The 20,911-nt window shown below is 67.3% G+C and carries 16 protein-coding genes and 2 rRNA genes; 11 read left to right on the top strand and 7 right to left on the bottom strand.

The annotated features are described in order from the left end of the window. Positions 1-31: 31 nt before the first annotated feature. Positions 32-2,614 (top strand): FHA domain-containing protein, encoded by a 2,583-nt coding sequence (locus BX283_RS12355; RefSeq protein WP_101387668.1) that lies wholly within the window; start codon positions 32-34, stop codon positions 2,612-2,614. Positions 2,615-2,690: 76 nt separating this feature from the next. On the opposite strand, the gene BX283_RS12350 is transcribed toward BX283_RS12355, so the two are convergent. From BX283_RS12350 to BX283_RS12340, 3 genes are all read right to left on the bottom strand, one after another. Further along, positions 2,691-3,356 carry a transglycosylase SLT domain-containing protein gene (locus BX283_RS12350; protein ID WP_101387667.1) on the bottom strand — a complete coding sequence of 222 codons (666 nt, stop codon included), beginning with the start codon at positions 3,354-3,356 and terminating at the stop codon, positions 2,691-2,693. A 268-nt stretch (positions 3,357-3,624) separates the two neighbouring features. Then, a complete protein-coding gene (locus BX283_RS12345; protein WP_101387666.1) occupies positions 3,625-4,710 on the bottom strand; it encodes an S-adenosylmethionine:tRNA ribosyltransferase-isomerase in 1,086 nt (361 codons plus the stop codon). Positions 4,711-4,916: 206 nt separating this feature from the next. Further along, entirely contained in the window at positions 4,917-5,615 is a 699-nt protein-coding gene (locus BX283_RS12340) for an SDR family oxidoreductase (protein WP_101387665.1), read from the bottom strand. Positions 5,616-5,844: 229 nt separating this feature from the next. Between BX283_RS12340 and BX283_RS12335 the strand changes: the two genes are divergently transcribed. From BX283_RS12335 to BX283_RS12325, 3 genes are all read left to right on the top strand, one after another. After that, the gene (locus BX283_RS12335; RefSeq protein WP_101387664.1) at positions 5,845-6,990 is read left to right on the top strand and encodes a GAF domain-containing sensor histidine kinase; all 1,146 of its coding nucleotides are present in this window, start codon (positions 5,845-5,847) and stop codon (positions 6,988-6,990) included. Further along, entirely contained in the window at positions 6,983-7,624 is a 642-nt protein-coding gene (locus BX283_RS12330; RefSeq protein ID WP_101387663.1) for a response regulator transcription factor, read from the top strand. The genes BX283_RS12335 and BX283_RS12330 overlap by 8 nt, the downstream gene beginning before the upstream one ends. Before the next feature lie 156 nt (positions 7,625-7,780). Further along, entirely contained in the window at positions 7,781-8,026 is a 246-nt protein-coding gene (locus BX283_RS12325) for a chaplin (protein ID WP_101387662.1), read from the top strand. 346 nt (positions 8,027-8,372) lie between these two features. Here BX283_RS12325 and BX283_RS12320 read toward each other — a convergent pair whose 3' ends face one another. Next, positions 8,373-9,170 (bottom strand): hypothetical protein, encoded by a 798-nt coding sequence (locus BX283_RS12320; protein WP_101387661.1) that lies wholly within the window; start codon positions 9,168-9,170, stop codon positions 8,373-8,375. Positions 9,171-9,308: 138 nt separating this feature from the next. On the opposite strand from BX283_RS12320, the gene BX283_RS12315 reads away from it, so the two are divergent. The 4 genes from BX283_RS12315 to BX283_RS12300 all read left to right on the top strand — a co-directional run bounded on the left by BX283_RS12315 (position 9,309) and on the right by BX283_RS12300 (position 12,458). Beyond that, positions 9,309-10,100, top strand: a complete 792-nt coding sequence (locus BX283_RS12315) for an ABC transporter ATP-binding protein (RefSeq protein ID WP_101387660.1) — start codon at positions 9,309-9,311, stop codon at positions 10,098-10,100. Positions 10,101-10,159: 59 nt separating this feature from the next. Then, positions 10,160-10,582 carry an NfeD family protein gene (locus tag BX283_RS12310; protein ID WP_101387659.1) on the top strand — a complete coding sequence of 141 codons (423 nt, stop codon included), beginning with the start codon at positions 10,160-10,162 and terminating at the stop codon, positions 10,580-10,582. Positions 10,583-10,661: 79 nt separating this feature from the next. Beyond that, positions 10,662-11,591 (top strand): SPFH domain-containing protein, encoded by a 930-nt coding sequence (locus BX283_RS12305; protein ID WP_101387658.1) that lies wholly within the window; start codon positions 10,662-10,664, stop codon positions 11,589-11,591. A 93-nt stretch (positions 11,592-11,684) separates the two neighbouring features. After that, complete coding sequence (locus BX283_RS12300; protein ID WP_180357140.1) at positions 11,685-12,458, top strand: sulfite exporter TauE/SafE family protein; 774 nt, start codon at positions 11,685-11,687, stop codon at positions 12,456-12,458. 137 nt (positions 12,459-12,595) lie between these two features. Here BX283_RS12300 and BX283_RS12295 read toward each other — a convergent pair whose 3' ends face one another. The 3 genes from BX283_RS12295 to BX283_RS12285 form a co-directional block, all read right to left on the bottom strand. Then, complete coding sequence (locus tag BX283_RS12295; RefSeq protein ID WP_101392297.1) at positions 12,596-13,102, bottom strand: HNH endonuclease; 507 nt, start codon at positions 13,100-13,102, stop codon at positions 12,596-12,598. A gap of 157 nt (positions 13,103-13,259) precedes the next feature. Further along, a complete protein-coding gene (locus BX283_RS12290) occupies positions 13,260-13,796 on the bottom strand; it encodes a YbhB/YbcL family Raf kinase inhibitor-like protein (RefSeq protein ID WP_101387656.1) in 537 nt (178 codons plus the stop codon). Between the two features lie 40 nt (positions 13,797-13,836). Then, on the bottom strand, positions 13,837-14,619 hold the full coding sequence (locus BX283_RS12285; RefSeq protein ID WP_101387655.1) for a sporulation protein: 783 nt from the start codon (positions 14,617-14,619) through the stop codon (positions 13,837-13,839). 85 nt (positions 14,620-14,704) lie between these two features. On the opposite strand from BX283_RS12285, the gene BX283_RS12280 reads away from it, so the two are divergent. The 3 genes from BX283_RS12280 to BX283_RS12270 all read left to right on the top strand — a co-directional run bounded on the left by BX283_RS12280 (position 14,705) and on the right by BX283_RS12270 (position 20,811). Further along, positions 14,705-15,346, top strand: a complete 642-nt coding sequence (locus BX283_RS12280) for a DNA-3-methyladenine glycosylase (protein ID WP_101387654.1) — start codon at positions 14,705-14,707, stop codon at positions 15,344-15,346. Between the two features lie 535 nt (positions 15,347-15,881). After that, positions 15,882-17,407, top strand: a 16S ribosomal RNA gene (locus tag BX283_RS12275). A gap of 281 nt (positions 17,408-17,688) precedes the next feature. After that, positions 17,689-20,811: ribosomal RNA gene (locus BX283_RS12270) — 23S ribosomal RNA — on the top strand. Together the 16S and 23S rRNA genes form the textbook arrangement of a ribosomal RNA operon. Positions 20,812-20,911 lie beyond the last annotated feature (100 nt).

The raw sequence follows: 20,911 nt of genomic DNA, 5'->3' as shown, positions 1-20,911 counted from the left end.
ATTGCTCGGGGGACAACAAGTGGGGCATGGAGTGCCGGAACTCGTACTGGAATTGAATGGCAGGACCTGGACGCTCGACGCGTCCCGGTCGTACACCCTCGGACGTGATCCGCAGGGCGACATGGTGATCGACGACGCCAGGGTCTCGTGGCGGCACGCCACGATCAGCTGGGGCGGCCGGAGTTGGGTCATCGAGGACCACGGCAGCACCAACGGCACCTATGCGCAGGGTCAGCGGATCCACCAGATGGAAATCGGCCCCGGGTCCTCGGTGAACCTGGGCAACGCGACGGACGGCCCGCGGCTGAATCTCACCGCCGGTGCCGCCGCCGCTGCCCCGGCGGGAGCCGCCGCGTACAGCGCGCCGGCCGCCGCCCAGCAGGCGCCGCAGCAGGCCCCGCCGCAGCAGCCCCAGCACGGCGGCCAGGGCTGGGCACCGCAGCAGCCCCAGCAGGCGGCCCCGCAGCAGCACGTTCCCCAGCAGGCGCCGCAGCAGGCCTGGCAGCAGGCGCCGCAGCAGCAGCCCCCGCAGGCGCACGTCCCGCAGCAGGTCCCGCCGCAGCACGGCCCCGGCCAGCCGGCGGGCGCGTCGGCGGCCTACGGCGACCGCAGCCCCACCACGTTCCACCAGGTGGCCCTCGGCCGGGTGATGCGCATCGGCCGTGCGCTGGAGAACGAGCTGGTCGTCTCCGACCTCCAGGTCTCGCGCCACCACGCCGAGTTCCACTCGACGCCCGACGGGCGCATGGAGATCCGCGACCTCGGCTCGCACAACGGCACGTACGTCAACGGTATGCCGATCGCCAAGGGCGGCTCCGCGCTGCTCGGCCCGAACGACATCGTCGGCGTCGGTCACTCCACCTTCCGCATCGTCGGCGACCGCCTTGAGGAGTTCGTCGACACCGGTGACGTCTCCTTCTCGGCCCGCCACCTCACGGTGACGGTCGACGGCGGCAAGCAGATCCTCAAGGACGTCTCCTTCGGCGTCCCGGAGAAGTCGCTCATCGCCGTCATCGGCCCCTCGGGCTCCGGCAAGTCCACCCTGCTCAAGGCGCTCACCGGCTACCGGCCCGCCAACCAGGGCGACGTCCTCTACGACAACCGGAACCTGTACAAGCAGTTCGCCGAGCTGCGCCAGCGCATCGGTCTGGTCCCGCAGGACGACATCCTGCACAAGGAGCTGACCGTCAAGAAGGCGCTGAAGTACGCGGCCAAGCTGCGCTTCCCCGCCGACACCAGCGAGGCCGAGCGCAACCAGCGGATCGACGAGGTCCTCGGCGAGCTCAAGCTGGACATCCACAAGGAGAAGAAGGTCACCTCCCTCTCCGGTGGCCAGCGCAAGCGCGTCTCGGTCGCCCTGGAGCTGCTGACCAAGCCGTCCCTGATCTTCCTGGACGAGCCGACCTCCGGCCTCGACCCGGGCATGGACCGCGACGTCATGCAGCTGCTGCGCGGGCTCGCCGACGACGGCCGTACGGTCCTCGTCGTCACCCACTCGGTGGCCGAGCTGGCGATCTGCGACAAGCTCCTGGTGATGGCGCCGGGCGGCTCGGTGGCGTACTTCGGTCCGCCCGAGGAGGCGCTGAACTTCTTCGGCTACGGCACCTGGGCCGACGTCTTCTCCGCCTTCGAGAACTACCGCGACTACGACTGGGCGGGCCGCTGGAAGGGCTCGCAGCACTACCAGATGTACGCCGCGGACATCGACGCCGTGGCCGCCCAGTCGGTGCAGATGCCGTCCCCCAACCAGATGCGCCCGCCCAAGCCGCAGAGCTGGGGCGCGCAGCTGTGGACGCTGATGCGGCGGTACTCGGCGGTCATCGCCTCCGACAAGGGCTTCCTGGGCCTGATGGTGATACTGCCCGCCGTCCTCGGCGCGGTCAGCGTGGTCATCCCGGCGAAGTTCGGCCTGGCCCCGCCGACCGGCGCCAGCAAGTTCAACGGCGACGCGGGCACGATCATGCTGATCCTCGCGGTCGGCATGTGCTTCTCGGGCGCGGCCAACTCCGTACGAGAGCTGATCAAGGAACGGGTCATCTACGAACGGGAACGGGCCACCGGCCTCTCCCGCTCGGCCTATCTGATGTCCAAGGTCATCGTGCTCGGCGTGATCACCGCGATCCAGGGCGTCATCATCTGCGGCATCGGCTTCTCCACCCGGGAGCTCCCCAAGGAGGGCCTGATCATGCCGCCGGCCGTCGAGATCTGCCTGGTGGTCATCGCCCTCGGCTTCACCTCGATGATGTTCGGCCTGGTCATCTCCTCGCTGGTGAAGACCGCCGAGAAGACCATGCCGCTGCTGGTCATGTTCGCGATCGTGCAGGTCGTCTTCACCGGCATCCTCTTCAAGGTCTTCGGCTCGATCGGCCTTGAGCAGTTCGCCTGGCTGATGCCGTCGCGCTGGGCCATCGCGGGCGCCGGTACGACGCTGGACCTCGCGCACCTGATGCCGCCGTGGGACCAGAACAACCCCACCGACCTGGACCCGCTGTGGAAGCACTCGGCGAGCCAGTGGGGCATCAACATCACCGTGCTGATCGCCCTCGGCGTCATCTGCGGCTTCGCGGTCGCGCGTCTGCTGCGCCGCCACGAGCCGGAGGTCATGCGCAAGTAGCGCGGGCCCCGCACACACGCCGAAGGGCGGCACCCCTCATGGGGTGCCGCCCTTCGGCGTGTGCCGTCGGCGTCCGTCAGTAGGCGCCGTTGACGTTGTCCATCGAGCCGTACTTGTCCGCCGCGTAGTTGGCGGCGGCGGTGATGTTGGCGACCGGGTCGTAGATGTTCCACGACGTGCCGGCCACGTGGTACGCGTTGAAGGTCGGCTGGATGACCTGGAGCAGGCCCTTCGACGGGACACCGTTGATGGCGTTGATGTCCCAGCCGTTGATCGCGTTCGGGTTGCCGGTCGACTCGCGCATGATGTTGCGGTACAGACCGTTGTACGAACCCGGGATGCCCTTGGACTTCATGATGTCCAGGGACTCCTTGATCCAGCCGTCCAGGTTGTTGGCGTACACCGGCTTGCGGGCGGCGGCGCGGCTCGCGGCGGCGTCGGCCGCGCGCTTCTTCGCGTCGGCCTCGGCCTTGGCCTTCGCGTCGGCCTCGGCCTTCGCCTTGGCCTGCTTGGCGGCGGTGACGTGCTGCTTGGCGATGCTCGCCTCGACGGCCTTCGCGTTGGTGCCGGCGGCGGTCACGGAGAAGGCGACGGGCTCGGCGGCCACGGCGGTACCCGACTCGCCACTGCCCGGCAGGACAGAGAAGGCGAGGGCGGCGGCGCCGAGAGCGGCGACACCGGCAATCGAGATCTTGTGCGTCTTGTTCAGACGACTGTGACCAGGGTTGCTGGACTCGGGCATGGTTGTGGGACCTCTTCCGAATGACGGGGACGGCACACGAAAGCGCCGCGGCGGTGAGCCGCAGCGCTGTGCGACGGGAGCCATTCTTAGCGGCCGCAAAATCCTGTGGCAAAGGTGTGACGTACGAAGCGGGATAGTGGATCAGGGGCGGGGAAAAAGCGCCTCCCGCCCCCGCTCGCCCCGCTCACAGGGGCCTTATGTCTCCACTACGCTGCTTCGTAAGTGATGTGCGTCCTATGCGCGGGCTCACATCAGCCGCGTAACAGTCTCACCAACAGTTGCAGGAGCAATTCTGTGTGTGACGGTTATCGTCCGGAAGGATGAGGTGGACGTCGCCGAACTCGTGCCAGAGGTAGAGCGCGCCCAGCGCCTCGGCGTACGCGGCCCCTATCGCCGCCCGCCCCGCGATCGCCTCCAGCATCAGCAGGTGCGAGGCCTCCGGCTCGTGCAGCCCGGTCAGCAGCCCGTCCACCACGCGTACCCCGCGCTCGGGCGTCACCACCAGATCCGTCCACCCGGACGCGGGCCGCACCACCCCGTCCACCCCGGTGGCCGACTCGAGCGCCCGCACCGCCGTGGTCCCCACGGCCACGATCCGCCCGCCGCCCGCCCGGGCCGCGTTCACCAGCCGCGCCGTGGCCACCGGCACCTCGAACCGCTCCGGATACGGCGGCTCGTGCGCCTCTGCCGAGGCCACCCCCGTATGCAGAGTGATCGGAGCGAACTGCACCCCGCGCCGCACCAGCTCCGCGACCAGCTCCACCGTGAAGGGCCGCGCCGCGCTCGGCATCTCCGCCGAGCCCACCCCGTCGGGCGAGGACAGCGCGAAGACCGTCTGGTACGCGGAGAGCGGCTGGTCGCCCGAGGTGTACGCGTACCGGATCGGCCGCCCGTACCGCGCGAGCAGCCCCGGCACGTCCGACGTGTCCGCACGCGCCCACCACAGCCGGTCCCCGTCCGCGCTCAGCGGCTCCTCCAGGCACAGCCGCCGCCCGCCCGGCAGCGCCACCGTCGTGCACGCGCGCGTGCCGGTGCGCCGCCGGGTGCTGCCCGACGGATCCGGGGTGCGCAGCTCGACCGCCCAGCGCCCGTCCGGGCCCAGCGTCGAGAAGTGCACGACCACCCGCTCGCCGCCGACCGCGGCGTCCACGGCCGACGGCATGGTCGCGGACGTGTTCACGACCAGGACGTCCCCGGCCCGCAGCTGCCCGGCCAGCTCCCGGAACGCGTGATGGGAGACCTCGGTGCCGCGCGACACCATCAGCCGCACGTCGTCCCGCCCAGACCCGCGCACCTCGGCGGGCACCGAGGCCATCAGCTCCTCGGGGACCCGGATGGCGATGTCCGCCGTCATCGCGCCCCCGCTCCGCCCGGGCCCCGCCTGAGAGCCTGTTTTCGAACCCCCGCCTGCGCCCCGACGCCCGGCACGCACCCTCGCCGCACGGTGCTGCAGGACAGGTGGCTCCGCCACATGACCTGCACCACCGCACGCCGAGCGCACGCACCGACCGCCGCTGCGCCTGCCCTCCGGGCAGACGACGGGGGTTCGAAAACAGGCTCTCACCGGGCCACCTCCACCAGCGCGGGGGCCGCGTACCGCCCGCTCGCGGGGCGGCGCTCGATCAGGCTCAGGAAGCCGGGCACCACGCTCTCGGGCTCCGGCCGCTCGTCCTCGTCACCCGGCACGGCCGCCCGGTACAGATCGGTCCGCATGTCGCCCGGGTCCACCGCCCACACCCGCAGCCCCGGCTCCTCCACCGCGAGCACGGCCACCAGCTGGTCGAGCGCCGCCTTGGACGCCCCGTACCCGCCCCAGGTCGCATAGGCCTCGGCCGCCGCGTCGGAGCTGACCGCAAGCACCGCCCCCGCCCCGGAGCCCCGCAGCAGCGCGAGCGACTCCTGTACGAGCCCCAGCGCCGCCACCACATTGGTCTCCAGGGCCGCCCGGAACCCCTCCAGGCTCTGCGACTCCAGCGGCACCAGCGGCTCGGCGCCGAGCGCGCTCGCGTTGTGCACGAGCAGATCGAGCCCGCCCAGCTCCGCGGCCGCTGCCACCAGCGCCCGGCGGTGCGCGGCGTCCGTCACGTCCCCGGCGAGCGCCACCACCTTCGTTCCGTGCCCGTCGAGCGCGTCGGCCGTCTCCTTCAGTACGGACGCTGTCCTGGCGTCCAGGACGAGGTCCCAGCCGCGGGCGGCCAGCGCCCGCGCGAGCGCCCGCCCCAGCCCCTTCGAAGCACCCGTGATGATCGCTACCGGCATGGTCTTCCATCCCCTCGCAGTGCGCTGCGTCGCTGTCCTTCGTCGGTGGTGCGCGTCGGCCGCACGGGCCCCGGTCCGCCGACAGCCCCAGCGTCACTCCCCGTCCGCCCCCGCCGCCTCAGCCGCACGCCTCAGCCGCCCAAGGCACTTCGACCTAGTCCCCGGGACCCATCCGGCCGCCGTCCACAGGCGGATACGCACCGTCACACCCCACGGGTACGGTGATCCCATGAGCCACCGACCGAGCTCCGGCCTCGCCGCCGTGAGCACCGCACTCCTCGCCATGAGCAGGCATCTGGAGGTCCGCGACGTCCTCAAGACGATCGTCGCCTCCGCCCGCGACCTGCTCGACGCGGAGTACGCGGCACTCGGCGTCCCCGACGACCACGGCGGCTTCGCCCAGTTCGTCGTCGACGGAGTCAGCGACGAGCAGTGGAAGGCGATCGGCCCGCTGCCGCGCCAGCACGGCATCCTCGCGGCGATGCTCAACGACCAGAAGCCGGAGCGGATCGCCGACGTCCGCAAGGACCCCCGCTTCGGCGGCTGGCCCGCCGCGCACCCCGAGATGTCCGACTTCCTGGGCGTGCCGATCCGCGACGGCGACGAGACGCTGGGCACGCTCTTCCTCGCCAACAAGCGCTGCCCCAAGCCGGAGGGCGGCTGCGGCTTCACCGAGGACGACGCCGAACTGCTCGGCATCCTCGCCCAGCACGCGGCGATCGCCCTGACCAACGCCCGGCTCTACGAGCGCAGCCGCGAGCTCACCATCACCGAGGAGCGCACCCGCCTCGCCCACGAACTGCACGACGCGGTCAGCCAGAAGCTCTTCTCGCTCCGGCTGACCGCCCAGGCCGCGGCCGCCCTGGTGGACCGCGACCCCGCGCGCGCCAAGGGCGAGCTCCAGCAGGTCGCCGCGCTCGCCGCCGAGGCCGCCGACGAGCTGCGCGCGGCCGTGGTCGAGCTGCGCCCGGCCGCCCTGGAAGAAGACGGTCTGGTCAACACCCTCCGCACCCAGATCCAGGTCCTCGACCGCGCCCACAGCGCCGAGGTCACCTTCGAGAACTGCGGAGTGCGGGCACTGCCGCCCGCCCAGGAGGAGGCGCTGCTGCGCGTCGCCCAGGAGGCCCTGCACAACGCCCTGCGCCACGCCGACGCCGAGCACGTCTCGGTCGTCCTCGTCCGGCGCGGCCAGGGCGCCGCCCTGCGGGTCGTCGACGACGGCCGCGGATTCGAACCCCGTGCGGTCCGCCGCGCCGGGCGCCACCTCGGCCTGGTGTCGATGCGGCACCGGGCCGGCGGCGTCGGCGGCCGGCTCATCGTGAAATCGGCGCCCGGACAGGGCGCCACGATCGAGATGGAGGTGCCAGGTGGCTGACAGCATCAAAGTCCTCCTGGTCGACGACCACCAGGTGGTCCGCCGCGGCCTGCGGACGTTCCTGGAGGTCCAGGACGACATAGAGGTCGTCGGCGAGGCCGCCGACGGGGCCGAGGGGGTCGCCCGCGCCGAGGAGCTCAAGCCGGACGTCGTCCTGATGGACGTGAAGATGCCCGGCATGGACGGCATCGAGGCGCTGCGCAAGCTGCGCTCCCTCGCCAACCCGGCGAAGGTGCTGATCGTCACCAGCTTCACCGAGCAGCGCACGGTGGTGCCCGCGCTGCGGGCGGGCGCGGCGGGCTACGTATACAAGGACGTGGACCCGGAGGCGCTGGCCGGTGCGATCCGCTCGGTGCACGCGGGCCACGTGCTGCTCCAGCCCGAGGTCGCGGGCGCGCTGCTCTCCCAGGACGACGCGGGCGGCGGCCAGGGCCGGGGCACCTCGCTCACCGAGCGCGAGCGCGAGGTCCTGGGCCTGATCGCGGACGGCCGCTCCAACAGGGAGATCGCCCGGGCCCTGGTCCTCTCCGAGAAGACGGTGAAGACACACGTCTCCAACATCCTGATGAAGCTGGACCTGGCGGACCGCACCCAGGCGGCCCTGTGGGCGGTCCGGCACGGCCTGACGACCTGACCGCCGTATAGGCGTAAATACGGATCGTCATGCTCCAGTGAAAGATTCATACCGTCGGGTGGATGTCACCCGTCCGGCGTATCCCCGGCGACCGGTGGGCGTTCTCCAGTGCGTGCTAGCGACGGACCGTCGCAGCGAGACCAGGAGGAACCTGAAGTGAAGAACCTGAAGAAGGCCGCCGCCGTCGCCATGGTCGCCGGAGGAATCGTCGCAGCGGGCGCCGGTGCGGCCGCCGCGCACGGCGGTGCGGACGCCCACGGCAAGGCCGAGAACTCCCCGGGCGTCGTCTCCGGCAACCTGGTCCAGGTCCCGGTCCAGGTCCCGGTCAACGCCACGGGCAACTCGGTGAACATCGTGGGCCTCCTCAACCCGGCCTTCGGCAACGAGTCCTCCAACTCCTGACGCCGCATCTGCCGAGCGCCATTCCCCCACCCCGCCCCTTCCCGAAAGCCCTCTGGCGGGCGGCCGGGTGGGGGCGGGGTGTTCGTCTTGCGGGCCGGTGGTGGGTTGCTCGCGCAGTTCCCCGCGCCCCTGAATGCGCCCCTTCGGGGCGCCCAGGGGATTGCCGCGCAGCCGCATCCTCAGGGCGCGGGGAACTGCGCGACCAGCCACGGCGGGCCGGCAGACGAACGGGGGTCCGGGGCGAAGCCCCGAAAGCAGGGGTGCAGGGGCCGCAGGCCCCGCAAACGGGGCCGGGGGCAAAGCCCCCGGGAAACGCGCCTCCACCCCCACCCAGCCCCCGGAGGGTTCAGGCGAAGGGGCGGGGTGGGGCCCCCTCCACATAAGAGTTGTACGCCGCCACCCGAGCCCGCCGAGCCACCCGCTCCACCGGCCGCAACACCTCCGCCCGAGCCGCAAGCTCGGACGCACTCACGGCCCCGCCCACCCCCTCCGCCGCCTGGGCCACCTCCACCAGCAGCCCCACCCGCCGGGCCAGTTCGAGCACCCGTACCGCCCGCGGCGGATACCCGGGAGCCAGGACCGGCGAGTCCGGCCCCTCCGCCCGCGCCCGGTACGCGTCGATCGCCGCCTCCGCCGCCGGCCCCGACCCGGCGACGTCGAGCCGGGTCAGCGCGACCGTCGCCTCCCGCAACGCCTCCGCCAGTTCCCGCTCCGCCTCCCCGAGCGAGGGCACATCGGCCGGCGGCGCCTCCCGTACCGCCAGGCACTGCCAGACCACCTCCACCCGCACATCACCCGCGGGCCCCACCTCGGTCACCTCCGGCACCAGCCCGTGCGGCGCCCCGTACCCGACGACCGCCTCCGCCGCGTCCAGCGCCCGCGCGTTGAACTCCGGCGGCCCGCTGAGCCCCAGCGGATGCCCCGGCGCGGGCAGCGCGACCCGGAAGCCGGTCACCCCGAGCCCCCGCAGCCGCCCGAGCGCCAGCGTGAGCCCCACCGGCACCGCCTCACCCGGCAGCCCCGCCACCCGGTGCACCGTGTCGTCCCCGACGATCGCCGACGCGGCGTCATCCGGTGAAACTTTCCCGGCCAACAGGGCATTTCCCCATGCGGCCAGCCGACCTGAACGTGGTTCCGAGAACATGGACCCAGCCTAGGTACTGGCCCTCACGCCAGGTCCACTCCCTCGGTGGCGTAGGTTTTCCCTGGGAGATTTCCCCGGGACCCTGCCCACAGGCACAGCCCGGACCTCAAGACGATTGCATGGGGAGACAACGCGCTCATGAGCGATGTACTGGAGCTGGTGGACGTATCCGTGGTCCGCGACGGACGCGCTCTGGTGGACGACGTCTCCTGGTCGGTCAAGGAGGGCGAGCGCTGGGTGATCCTGGGACCCAACGGCGCCGGCAAGACCACCCTCCTCAACATCGCCTCCAGCTACCTCTTCCCGACCACCGGTACGGCGAAGATCCTCGGCGACAGCCTGGGCAAGGTCGACGTGTTCGAGCTGCGCCCGCGCATCGGCATGGCCGGTGTCGCCATGGCCGACAAGCTCCCCAAGCGCCAGACCGTGCTCCAGACGGTGCTCACCGCCGCGTACGGCATGACCGCCACCTGGCAGGAGGAGTACGACGCCGTCGACGAGGAGCGCGCCCGCGCCTTCCTCGACCGGCTGGGCATGACCGACTACGTCGACCGCAAGTTCGGCACCCTCTCCGAGGGCGAGCGCAAGCGCACCCTGATCGCCCGCGCGATGATGACCGACCCCGAGCTGCTGCTCCTGGACGAGCCGGCCGCCGGTCTCGACCTCGGCGGCCGCGAGGACCTGGTCCGCCGCCTCGGCCGCCTCGCCCGCGACCCGTACGCGCCCTCGATGGTCATGGTCACGCACCACGTCGAGGAGATCGCCCCCGGCTTCACCCATGTCCTCATGATCCGCCAGGGCAAGGTGCTCGCCGCCGGCCCCATGGAGACCGAGCTCACCTCCCGCAACCTCTCCCTCTGCTTCGGACTCCCGCTCGTCGTCGAACACCGCGGCGACCGCTACTCCGCGACCGGTCTGCCCCTCGGCTGACCCCGGGCGCTCCCCGGGCACACTGTCCGTGACGGGGTGCCCGGACCTACCATGACCTCGTGGACGCATGGGTTGGGTGGCTGATCGCGGCGGCGGGTCTCGGTATTCCCCTGGTACTGACCGCCATGCCGGAATTCGGCATGCTGGCCGTCGGCGCGGTCGCCGCGGCCGTGGCCGCGGGCCTGGGCCTGGGCACCGTCGCGCAGGTGCTGGTGTTCGTGGTGGTCTCCGTCGCCCTCATCGCCGTCGTCCGGCCCATCGCGGCCCGGCACAGCGCCGAGCGGCCCCGGTTCGCCTCCGGCATCGACGCGCTGAAGGGCCGTCAGGCCGTCGTCCTCGAACGGGTCGACGGCAGCGGCGGCCGGATCAAACTGGCGGGCGAGATCTGGTCGGCCCGCAGCCTCGACGCCGACCGGTCCTTCGACCCCGGCCAGCAGGTCGATGTGGTCGAGATCGACGGAGCGACTGCCATCGTCATGTGAACCATGCCAGGATCATCCGGGCCGGGAGCCGCACAGCTCCCGAGCACTTCCTAGAGGCAAGAAAGGCACGGGGAACGCGATGTCAGCGATCATCATCGTCCTGATCATTCTGGTGGTGCTGGTCTTCATCGCCCTGATCAAGACCATTCAGGTGATCCCGCAGGCCAGCGCGGCCATCGTGGAGCGCTTCGGCCGCTATACGAGGACGCTGAACGCCGGTCTGAACATCGTCGTCCCGTTCATCGACTCGATCCGCAACCGCATCGACCTGCGCGAGCAGGTCGTGCCGTTCCCGCCGCAGCCGGTGATCACCCAGGACAACCTGGTCGTCAACATCGACACCGTCATCTACTACCAGGTGACCGACGCCCGCGCCGCCACGTACGAAGTCGCCAGCTACATCCAGGCGATCGAACAGCTCACCGTCACCACGCTCCGCAACATCATCGGCGGCATGGACCTGGAGCGGACCCTCACCTCCCGCGAGGAGATCAACGCGGCCCTGCGCGGCGTCCTCGACGAGGCCACCGGCAAGTGGGGCATCCGCGTCAACCGCGTCGAGCTCAAGGCCATCGAGCCGCCGACCTCCATCCAGGACTCGATGGAGAAGCAGATGCGCGCCGACCGTGACAAGCGCGCCGCGATCCTCCAGGCCGAAGGTGTCCGGCAGTCCGAGATCCTGCGCGCCGAGGGCGAGAAGCAGTCCGCGATCCTGCGCGCCGAGGGCGAGGCCAAGGCCGCCGCGCTGCGCGCCGAGGGCGAGGCCCAGGCGATCCGTACGGTCTTCGAGTCCATCCACGCGGGCGACCCCGACCAGAAGCTCCTCTCGTACCAGTACCTCCAGATGCTCCCGAAGATCGCCGAGGGCGACGCCAACAAGCTCTGGATCGTGCCCAGCGAGATCGGCGACGCGCTCAAGGGCCTGTCCGGCGCCTTCGGCAACCTCGGTGGCGGGATGCCCGGCTTCAACACGGGCTCCGAGCGCCGCGAAGAACCGCCCGTCGACTGAGACCAGTTGACTGTGCGGTACACCATCCGTGCATGATCAGTGCGGCCCCTCGACCTCCATGGCGGGGAGGCGTCTCACTGATTGTGTAAGGAGATGGCGTTGTCCATCTGGGAAGCACTCGCGGTCTTCGCGGCCGGTATCGGCGCGGGCACCATCAACACGATCGTCGGCTCAGGCACCCTGATCACCTTTCCCGTGCTGCTGGCCACCGGTCTGCCGCCGATCACGGCGAACGTGTCCAACACCCTCGGCCTGGTCTCCGGCTCCATCAGCGGAGCCGTCGGCTACCGCCGCGAACTGCGCGGCCAGTCCCGCCGCATCCTGCGCCTCGCGTCCACCGGCCTGATCGGCGGACTCGTCGGCGCGATCCTGCTGCTCGCCCTGCCGTCCGACGCGTTCGACGCGATCGTCCCCGTCCTCGTCGGCATCGCGCTGCTGCTCGTCCTCTTCCAGCCGCGCATCGCCGCCGCCGTCAAGCGCCGCCGCGAGGCCAACGGCACCAAGGCCCACCCCGACGGCGGCCCCGTCCTGCTCATCGGCCTCTTCTTCGCCAGCGTGTACGGGGGCTACTTCGGCGCGGCCCAGGGCGTGCTCTATCTGTCCCTGATGGGCCTGCTGCTCTCCGAGAGCCTGCAACGCATCAACGCCGTCAAGAACATCCTCGCGGCCCTGGTCAACGGCGTCGCCGCGGTCTTCTTCCTCTTCGTCGCCGACTTCGACTGGACGGCGGTCCTGCTCATCGCGGTCGGCTCGACGATAGGAGGCCAGATCGGCGCCAAGGTAGGCCGCCGCCTCAAGCCCACGGTCCTACGAGGGGTGATCATCGCGGTGGGAGTGGTGGCGATCGTGCAGTTGGTACTGCGCTGAGAAAAAGTGGGGCCCGCCTCCAAGAGGAGGCGGGCCTTCGCCGGGTCACCCCAAGGGGCGCGGGGCTGTGTCCATTTGCGGCTCCGCCGCGCGGGCGCGACCAGCCCAAGACGGCCCGCACCCGAAAGACAGCAGTACTACGCCGCCCCACGAGCCAACCACTCCGGCAGAGCGGACCGATCCCCGGCCGCCATGCCGAGAAGCATCGCATCGGCAGGCGACGGCACGAACGGCTCCCGCAACAGCGGCATCCCCGCCTCCTCCGGCGTCCGGTCCGCCTTGCGGTGGTTGTCCTCCGCGCAGGACGCCACCGTATTGAGCCAGCTGTCCCGCCCGCCCTGGGCCCGCGGCACCACATGGTCCACGGTCGTCGCGCGCCGTCCGCAGTACGCGCACCGGTGCTGGTCCCGGACCAGCACCCCCCTTCTCGACCACGGAGCCTGTCTTCGGAACGGCACCCGTACGTACCGGCAGAGCCTGATCACCCGCGGCACCGGTATCTCCACCGCGGCCGCGCGCATCCGGAGCTCGGGATGCTCCTGCTCGACGACGGCCTTGTCCTGGAGGACCAGCACGACCGCACGATTGAGAGTGACCGTCGACAGCGGCTCGAAGCTCGCATTCAGTACCAGCGTGTCCCGCATCCTGCCCACCTCCGCGTAGTGCCGGCCCACCCCCTGGCGGGCTTGGATCAACTCTGGCCGGGCTCGCCACGACGGACAACGCATTAAAAATGCCCTGCTCTGATCTCTCCAAGACCAGAGCAGGGCAAACAATGAAGGAACGATCAGCTACCCGGAGTCAGCTGTTCGAGGGACCCGTGTACGTACCGATCAGCTGGGCGCGTGCCAGCGTGTGGAACCGCAGATTGAATCCGACGACGGCGGGCGACGCGTCCGCGTCCGGTCCCAGCTTCGCGGAATCCACCGCGTAAACGGTGAACACATAGCGGTGCGACTCCCCGGCCGGAGGAGCCGCCCCGCCGAAGTCCTTCGACCCGTAGTCGTTGCGGACCTGGACCGCCCCGGCCGGCAGGCCCTCGAACTTCCCGCTGCCCGCGCCGGCCGGGAGCTCGGTCACCGACGCCGGGATGTCGAACACCACCCAGTGCCAGAACCCGCTGCCCGTCGGGGCGTCCGGGTCGAAGCACGTCACCGCGAAGCTCTCGGTCTCCGCCGGGAACCCCTCCCACCGAAGGTGGGGAGACGTGTTCCCGGCCGCGTACACCTGGGCGTCCTGCAGCGGCGCACCCTCCTGGACGTCCTCGCTCACCACGGTGAACGAGGGCACCTCGGGGTGGAAGTCATGGGGGAGCGGCGGCCTCTTGAGCTCGCTCACGCGGGCACCTCCTGATCGGAAACCAGTGACGAAGGCGAGCCTAGAACCAGTTGCGCCGGCCGCCGACCTCCGCCAGCCACTGGTGCAGATATGCCGCCCAGTCCGTCCCCTGGTAGTCGTGCAGACCCACCTGGAACGAGCGGTACGAGTCGCTGCCCTCGCTGAACAGACCCGGCTTCTTGTCCATCTCCAGGACGACGTCCATCGCGCGGTCGTCCGCGACGAAGGTCAGCTCCACCTGGTTGAGGCCCCGGTACTCCGACGGCGCGTAGAACTCGATCTCCTGGTAGAACGGCAGCCGCTGCCGCGTGCCGCGGATGTGCCCGCGCTCCATGTCCGCGCTCTTGAAGCGGAAGCCCAGCTGGATGAAGGCGTTGAGGATCGCCTGCTGCGCCGGCAGCGGGTGCACGTTGATCGGGTCCAGGTCGCCCGAGTCCACGGCGCGCGCGATCTCCAGCTCCGTCGTCACACCGATGTGCATCCCGCGCAGCGGCTGGCCGTCGACCGTGGTGACCGGGGTCTCCCAAGGAATCTCCAGACCGAACGGCACCACGTGCACCGCGCCCGCCTTCACCTCGAAGGCACCGCCGAGGCGCAGCTTGGTGAACTCGATGTCCTGCTTGGCCTCGTGCTCGCCGCCCTCGACCTCGACCCGCGCCTGGAGACCGACCGAGAGCCCCTCGATCTGCTGGTCCACGGATCCGCCCTGGATCCGCACCTCGCCCTGGACGACACCGCCCGGCACCACGTTCGCCTCGGTCAGCTCGGTCTCCACCGAAGCGCCACCGGCACCCAGACTCGCAAGCAGCCGCTTGAACCCCATGCTGTTCCCTCCATAGATCCTGCCCCCACTAAACGCACAATCACGGCCTCCGGTTCCGACCCCCCACCGGGTACGCTCGGACGCCATGATTGCGGGCCCCGAACGTACGCCACTCCCACGCGGTTTCTTCGACCGCCCCGTCCTGGAGGTCGCCCCCGACCTCCTGGGCCGCACTCTCGTGCGCCGCACCGCCGACGGCCCCGTCGAGCTGCGGCTCACGGAGGTGGAGGCGTACGACGGCGCGAACGACCCCGGCTCGCACGCCTTCCGCGGCCGCACGGCCCGCAACAGCGTGATGTTCGGTCCGCCCGGCCACGCGTACGTCTACTTCACGTACGGGATGTGGCACTGCCTGAACGTGGTGTGCGGGCCCGAGGGCGCGGCGAGCGGGGTGCTGCTCCGGGCGGGCGAGATCCAGGTGGGCGCGGAGCTCGCGCGTAAACGTCGAATCTCGGCCCGAAATGACAAGGAACTGGCCAAAGGACCGGCCCGGCTGGCCACGGCCCTGGACGTCGACCGGGCCCTCGACGGCGCGGACCTCTGCACCGGTACGGATGCCCCGCTCTCCGTACTTACGGGGGCCCCGCCACCCGCCGACCTGGTACGCAGCGGACCGCGCACCGGAGTGGGCGGCGACGGAGCCCCGCATCCCTGGCGGTTCTGGATCTCTGACGACCCGACAGTCAGCCCGTACCGGGCGCATCAGCCACGCCGCCGCGCAACTTGACTCGGCCCGGCCGGACGCCTAACGTAGCCCGAGCCGCTTGAGACGGGCCCTGCTGTTCAGCAACCCGAAGCGGCCACCCACTACCTACGACTGACCCCAACGGGTCCTTGTTTCGGCATGCCGGAATTCGGATTCAGTGGCTCGATTATGAGCCGCCCGGGAAATCAGCTAAAGTAGTGACCACGCCGAAAGGGAAACCGCGAAAGCGAAAACCCCGAAAGCGAATCCCGCCGACCGGGAATCGGACACGAAAGAGTCTGATAGAGTCGGAAACGAAGGAAGCGCCCGGAGGGCCCGGAAACGGGAACAAAGGAAGCGTCCGTACCTTGAGAACTCAACAGCGTGCCAAAAGTCAACGCCAGATTGACAACCCCGGCCCACCGCTTGTCGGTTGGGTTGGAGGTTCCTTTGAAAAGTCCTGGCGGCCCTCGTGGTCGGCAGGCAATTACACAGCGAGGACGCTGAGGACGGTCGGTCTTATTCCGACATGACCGTCCCGCTCTTTCGTGTGTGCGCACCGGATTACCGGTACACATTCATGGAGAGTTTGATCCTGGCTCAGGACGAACGCTGGCGGCGTGCTTAACACATGCAAGTCGAACGATGAAGCCCTTCGGGGTGGATTAGTGGCGAACGGGTGAGTAACACGTGGGCAATCTGCCCTTCACTCTGGGACAAGCCCTGGAAACGGGGTCTAATACCGGATACGACCCGGAAGCGCATGCTTCTGGGTGGAAAGCTCCGGCGGTGAAGGATGAGCCCGCGGCCTATCAGCTTGTTGGTGGGGTAATGGCCTACCAAGGCGACGACGGGTAGCCGGCCTGAGAGGGCGACCGGCCACACTGGGACTGAGACACGGCCCAGACTCCTACGGGAGGCAGCAGTGGGGAATATTGCACAATGGGCGAAAGCCTGATGCAGCGACGCCGCGTGAGGGATGACGGCCTTCGGGTTGTAAACCTCTTTCAGCAGGGAAGAAGCGAAAGTGACGGTACCTGCAGAAGAAGCGCCGGCTAACTACGTGCCAGCAGCCGCGGTAATACGTAGGGCGCAAGCGTTGTCCGGAATTATTGGGCGTAAAGAGCTCGTAGGCGGCTTGTCACGTCGGATGTGAAAGCCCGGGGCTTAACCCCGGGTCTGCATTCGATACGGGCTAGCTAGAGTGTGGTAGGGGAGATCGGAATTCCTGGTGTAGCGGTGAAATGCGCAGATATCAGGAGGAACACCGGTGGCGAAGGCGGATCTCTGGGCCATTACTGACGCTGAGGAGCGAAAGCGTGGGGAGCGAACAGGATTAGATACCCTGGTAGTCCACGCCGTAAACGTTGGGAACTAGGTGTTGGCGACATTCCACGTCGTCGGTGCCGCAGCTAACGCATTAAGTTCCCCGCCTGGGGAGTACGGCCGCAAGGCTAAAACTCAAAGGAATTGACGGGGGCCCGCACAAGCAGCGGAGCATGTGGCTTAATTCGACGCAACGCGAAGAACCTTACCAAGGCTTGACATATACCGGAAACGGCCAGAGATGGTCGCCCCCTTGTGGTCGGTATACAGGTGGTGCATGGCTGTCGTCAGCTCGTGTCGTGAGATGTTGGGTTAAGTCCCGCAACGAGCGCAACCCTTGTTCTGTGTTGCCAGCATGCCCTTCGGGGTGATGGGGACTCACAGGAGACTGCCGGGGTCAACTCGGAGGAAGGTGGGGACGACGTCAAGTCATCATGCCCCTTATGTCTTGGGCTGCACACGTGCTACAATGGCCGGTACAATGAGCTGCGATGCCGTGAGGCGGAGCGAATCTCAAAAAGCCGGTCTCAGTTCGGATTGGGGTCTGCAACTCGACCCCATGAAGTCGGAGTTGCTAGTAATCGCAGATCAGCATTGCTGCGGTGAATACGTTCCCGGGCCTTGTACACACCGCCCGTCACGTCACGAAAGTCGGTAACACCCGAAGCCGGTGGCCCAACCCCTTGTGGGAGGGAGCTGTCGAAGGTGGGACTGGCGATTGGGACGAAGTCGTAACAAGGTAGCCGTACCGGAAGGTGCGGCTGGATCACCTCCTTTCTAAGGAGCACAGTACCGATTGCAGGCAAATGTTCTGCACGGTCAGCTCATGGGTGGAACGTTGACTATTCGGCACTTCCGGTAAGGATTTCACTAGTACTGCTTCGGCGTGGAACGTGAGGACCTGCGGGAAGGGCCGGGCACGCTGTTGGGTGTCTGAAGGCACGGGCTTTGCCCGCTTCACCTTCAGTCGCCGGCCCCAGTGCACTCAGACCTTCGGGTTTGGGGTGATGGGTGGCTGGTCGTTGTTTGAGAACTGCACAGTGGACGCGAGCATCTGTGGCCAAGTTTTTAAGGGCGCACGGTGGATGCCTTGGCACCAGGAACCGATGAAGGACGTGGGAGGCCACGATAGTCCCCGGGGAGCCGTCAACCAGGCTTTGATCCGGGGGTTTCCGAATGGGGAAACCCGGCAGTCGTCATGGGCTGTCACCCATGCCTGAACACATAGGGCATGTGGAGGGAACGAGGGGAAGTGAAACATCTCAGTACCCTCAGGAAGAGAAAACAACCGTGATTCCGGGAGTAGTGGCGAGCGAAACCGGATGAGGCCAAACCGTATGCGTGTGATACCCGGCAGGGGTTGCGCATACGGGGTTGTGGGATCTCTTTTTCACAGTCTGCCGGCTGTGAGACGAGTCAGAAACCGTATGAATAGGCGAAGGACATGCGAAAGGTCCGGCGTAGAGGGTAAGACCCCCGTAGCTGAAATTCATGCGGCTCGTTTAAGAGACACCCAAGTAGCACGGGGCCCGAGAAATCCCGTGTGAATCTGGCGGGACCACCCGTTAAGCCTAAATATTCCCTGGTGACCGATAGCGGATAGTACCGTGAGGGAATGGTGAAAAGTACCGCGGGAGCGGAGTGAAATAGTACCTGAAACCGTGTGCCTACAAGCCGTGGGAGCGTCGCTGTATGTGCTTGCACATGCAGTCGTGACTGCGTGCCTTTTGAAGAATGAGCCTGCGAGTTAGCGGTGTGTAGCGAGGTTAACCCGTGTGGGGAAGCCGTAGCGAAAGCGAGTCCGAACAGGGCGATTGAGTTGCACGCTCTAGACCCGAAGCGGAGTGATCTAGCCATGGGCAGGTTGAAGCGGAGGTAAGACTTCGTGGAGGACCGAACCCACCAGGGTTGAAAACCTGGGGGATGACCTGTGGTTAGGGGTGAAAGGCCAATCAAACTCCGTGATAGCTGGTTCTCCCCGAAATGCATTTAGGTGCAGCGTCGTGTGTTTCTTGCCGGAGGTAGAGCACTGGATAGGCGATGGGCCCTACCGGGTTACTGACCTTAGCCAAACTCCGAATGCCGGTAAGTGAGAGCGCGGCAGTGAGACTGTGGGGGATAAGCTCCATGGTCGAGAGGGAAACAGCCCAGAGCATCGACTAAGGCCCCTAAGCGTACGCTAAGTGGGAAAGGATGTGGAGTCGCAGAGACAACCAGGAGGTTGGCTTAGAAGCAGCCACCCTTGAAAGAGTGCGTAATAGCTCACTGGTCAAGTGATTCCGCGCCGACAATGTAGCGGGGCTCAAGCGTACCGCCGAAGTCGTGTCATTGCAGCAATAGGGCCAACGCCCGCTGTGATGGGTAGGGGAGCGTCGTGTGCCGGGTGAAGCCGCAGCGGAAGCTAGTGGTGGACGGTTCACGAGTGAGAATGCAGGCATGAGTAGCGATACACACGTGAGAAACGTGTGCGCCGATTGACTAAGGGTTCCTGGGTCAAGCTGATCTGCCCAGGGTAAGTCGGGACCTAAGGCGAGGCCGACAGGCGTAGTCGATGGACAACCGGTTGATATTCCGGTACCCGCTTTGAAACGCCCAATATCGAATCAGGCGATGCTAAGTCCGTGAAGCCGTTCCGGACCCTTCGGGGAAAGGAAAGTGGTGGAGCCGACGAACCAGACTTGTAGTAGGTAAGCGATGGGGTGACGCAGGAAGGTAGTCCAGCCCGGGCGGTGGTTGTCCCGGGGTAAGGGTGTAGGCCGTGTGGTAGGCAAATCCGTCACACGTTAAGGCTGAGACCTGATGCCGAGCCGATTGTGGTGAAGTGGATGATCCTATGCTGTCGAGAAAAGCCTCTAGCGAGTTTCATGGCGGCCCGTACCCTAAACCGACTCAGGTGGTCAGGTAGAGAATACCGAGGCGTTCGGGTGAACTATGGTTAAGGAACTCGGCAAAATGCCCCCGTAACTTCGGGAGAAGGGGGGCCATCACTGGTGATGAGTCTTGCACTCTGAGCTGGGGGTGGCCGCAGAGACCAGCGAGAAGCGACTGTTTACTAAAAACACAGGTCCGTGCGAAGCCGTAAGGCGATGTATACGGACTGACGCCTGCCCGGTGCTGGAACGTTAAGGGGACCGGTTAGCTCCATTTCGGTGGGGCGAAGCTGAGAACTTAAGCGCCAGTAAACGGCGGTGGTAACTATAACCATCCTAAGGTAGCGAAATTCCTTGTCGGGTAAGTTCCGACCTGCACGAATGGCGTAACGACTTCTCGACTGTCTCAACCATAGGCCCGGTGAAATTGCACTACGAGTAAAGATGCTCGTTTCGCGCAGCAGGACGGAAAGACCCCGGGACCTTTACTACAGTTTGATATTGGTGTTCGGTTCGGCTTGTGTAGGATAGGTGGGAGACTTTGAAGCAGCCACGCCAGTGGTTGTGGAGTCGCCGTTGAAATACCACTCTGGTCGTGCTGGATGTCTAACCTGGGTCCGTGATCCGGATCAGGGACAGTGTCTGATGGGTAGTTTAACTGGGGCGGTTGCCTCCTAAAGAGTAACGGAGGCGCCCAAAGGTTCCCTCAGCCTGGTTGGCAATCAGGTGTTGAGTGTAAGTGCACAAGGGAGCTTGACTGTGAGACCGACGGGTCGAGCAGGGACGAAAGTCGGGACTAGTGATCCGGCGGTGGCTTGTGGAAGCGCCGTCGCTCAACGGATAAAAGGTACCCCGGGGATAACAGGCTGATCTTCCCCAAGAGTCCATATCGACGGGATGGTTTGGCACCTCGATGTCGGCTCGTCGCATCCTGGGGCTGGAGTCGGTCCCAAGGGTTGGGCTGTTCGCCCATTAAAGCGGTACGCGAGCTGGGTTTAGAACGTCGTGAGACAGTTCGGTCCCTATCCGCTGTGCGCGTAGGAATATTGAGAAGGGCTGTCCCTAGTACGAGAGGACCGGGACGGACGAACCTCTGGTGTGCCAGTTGTCCTGCCAAGGGCATGGCTGGTTGGCTACGTTCGGAAAGGATAACCGCTGAAAGCATCTAAGCGGGAAGCCTGCTTCGAGATGAGTATTCCCACCTCCTTGAGAGGGTAAGGCTCCCAGTAGACGACTGGGTTGATAGGCCAGATGTGGAAGCCTCGTAAGGGGTGGAGCTGACTGGTACTAATAGGCCGAGGGCTTGTCCTCAGTTGCTCGCGTCCACTGTGTTAGTTCTGAAGCAACGAACAGTTGCTGGTTGAGCAGAACCCACTAATTAAAAAGTGTGCTTGTTCGCTCGAAACCGATA

Source organism: Streptomyces sp. TLI_146 (genome assembly GCF_002846415.1).
Taxonomy (GTDB): domain Bacteria; phylum Actinomycetota; class Actinomycetes; order Streptomycetales; family Streptomycetaceae; genus Streptomyces.
Note: the sequence above shows the minus strand (reverse complement) of the source record. Positions and strands in the feature narration are given on the sequence as shown.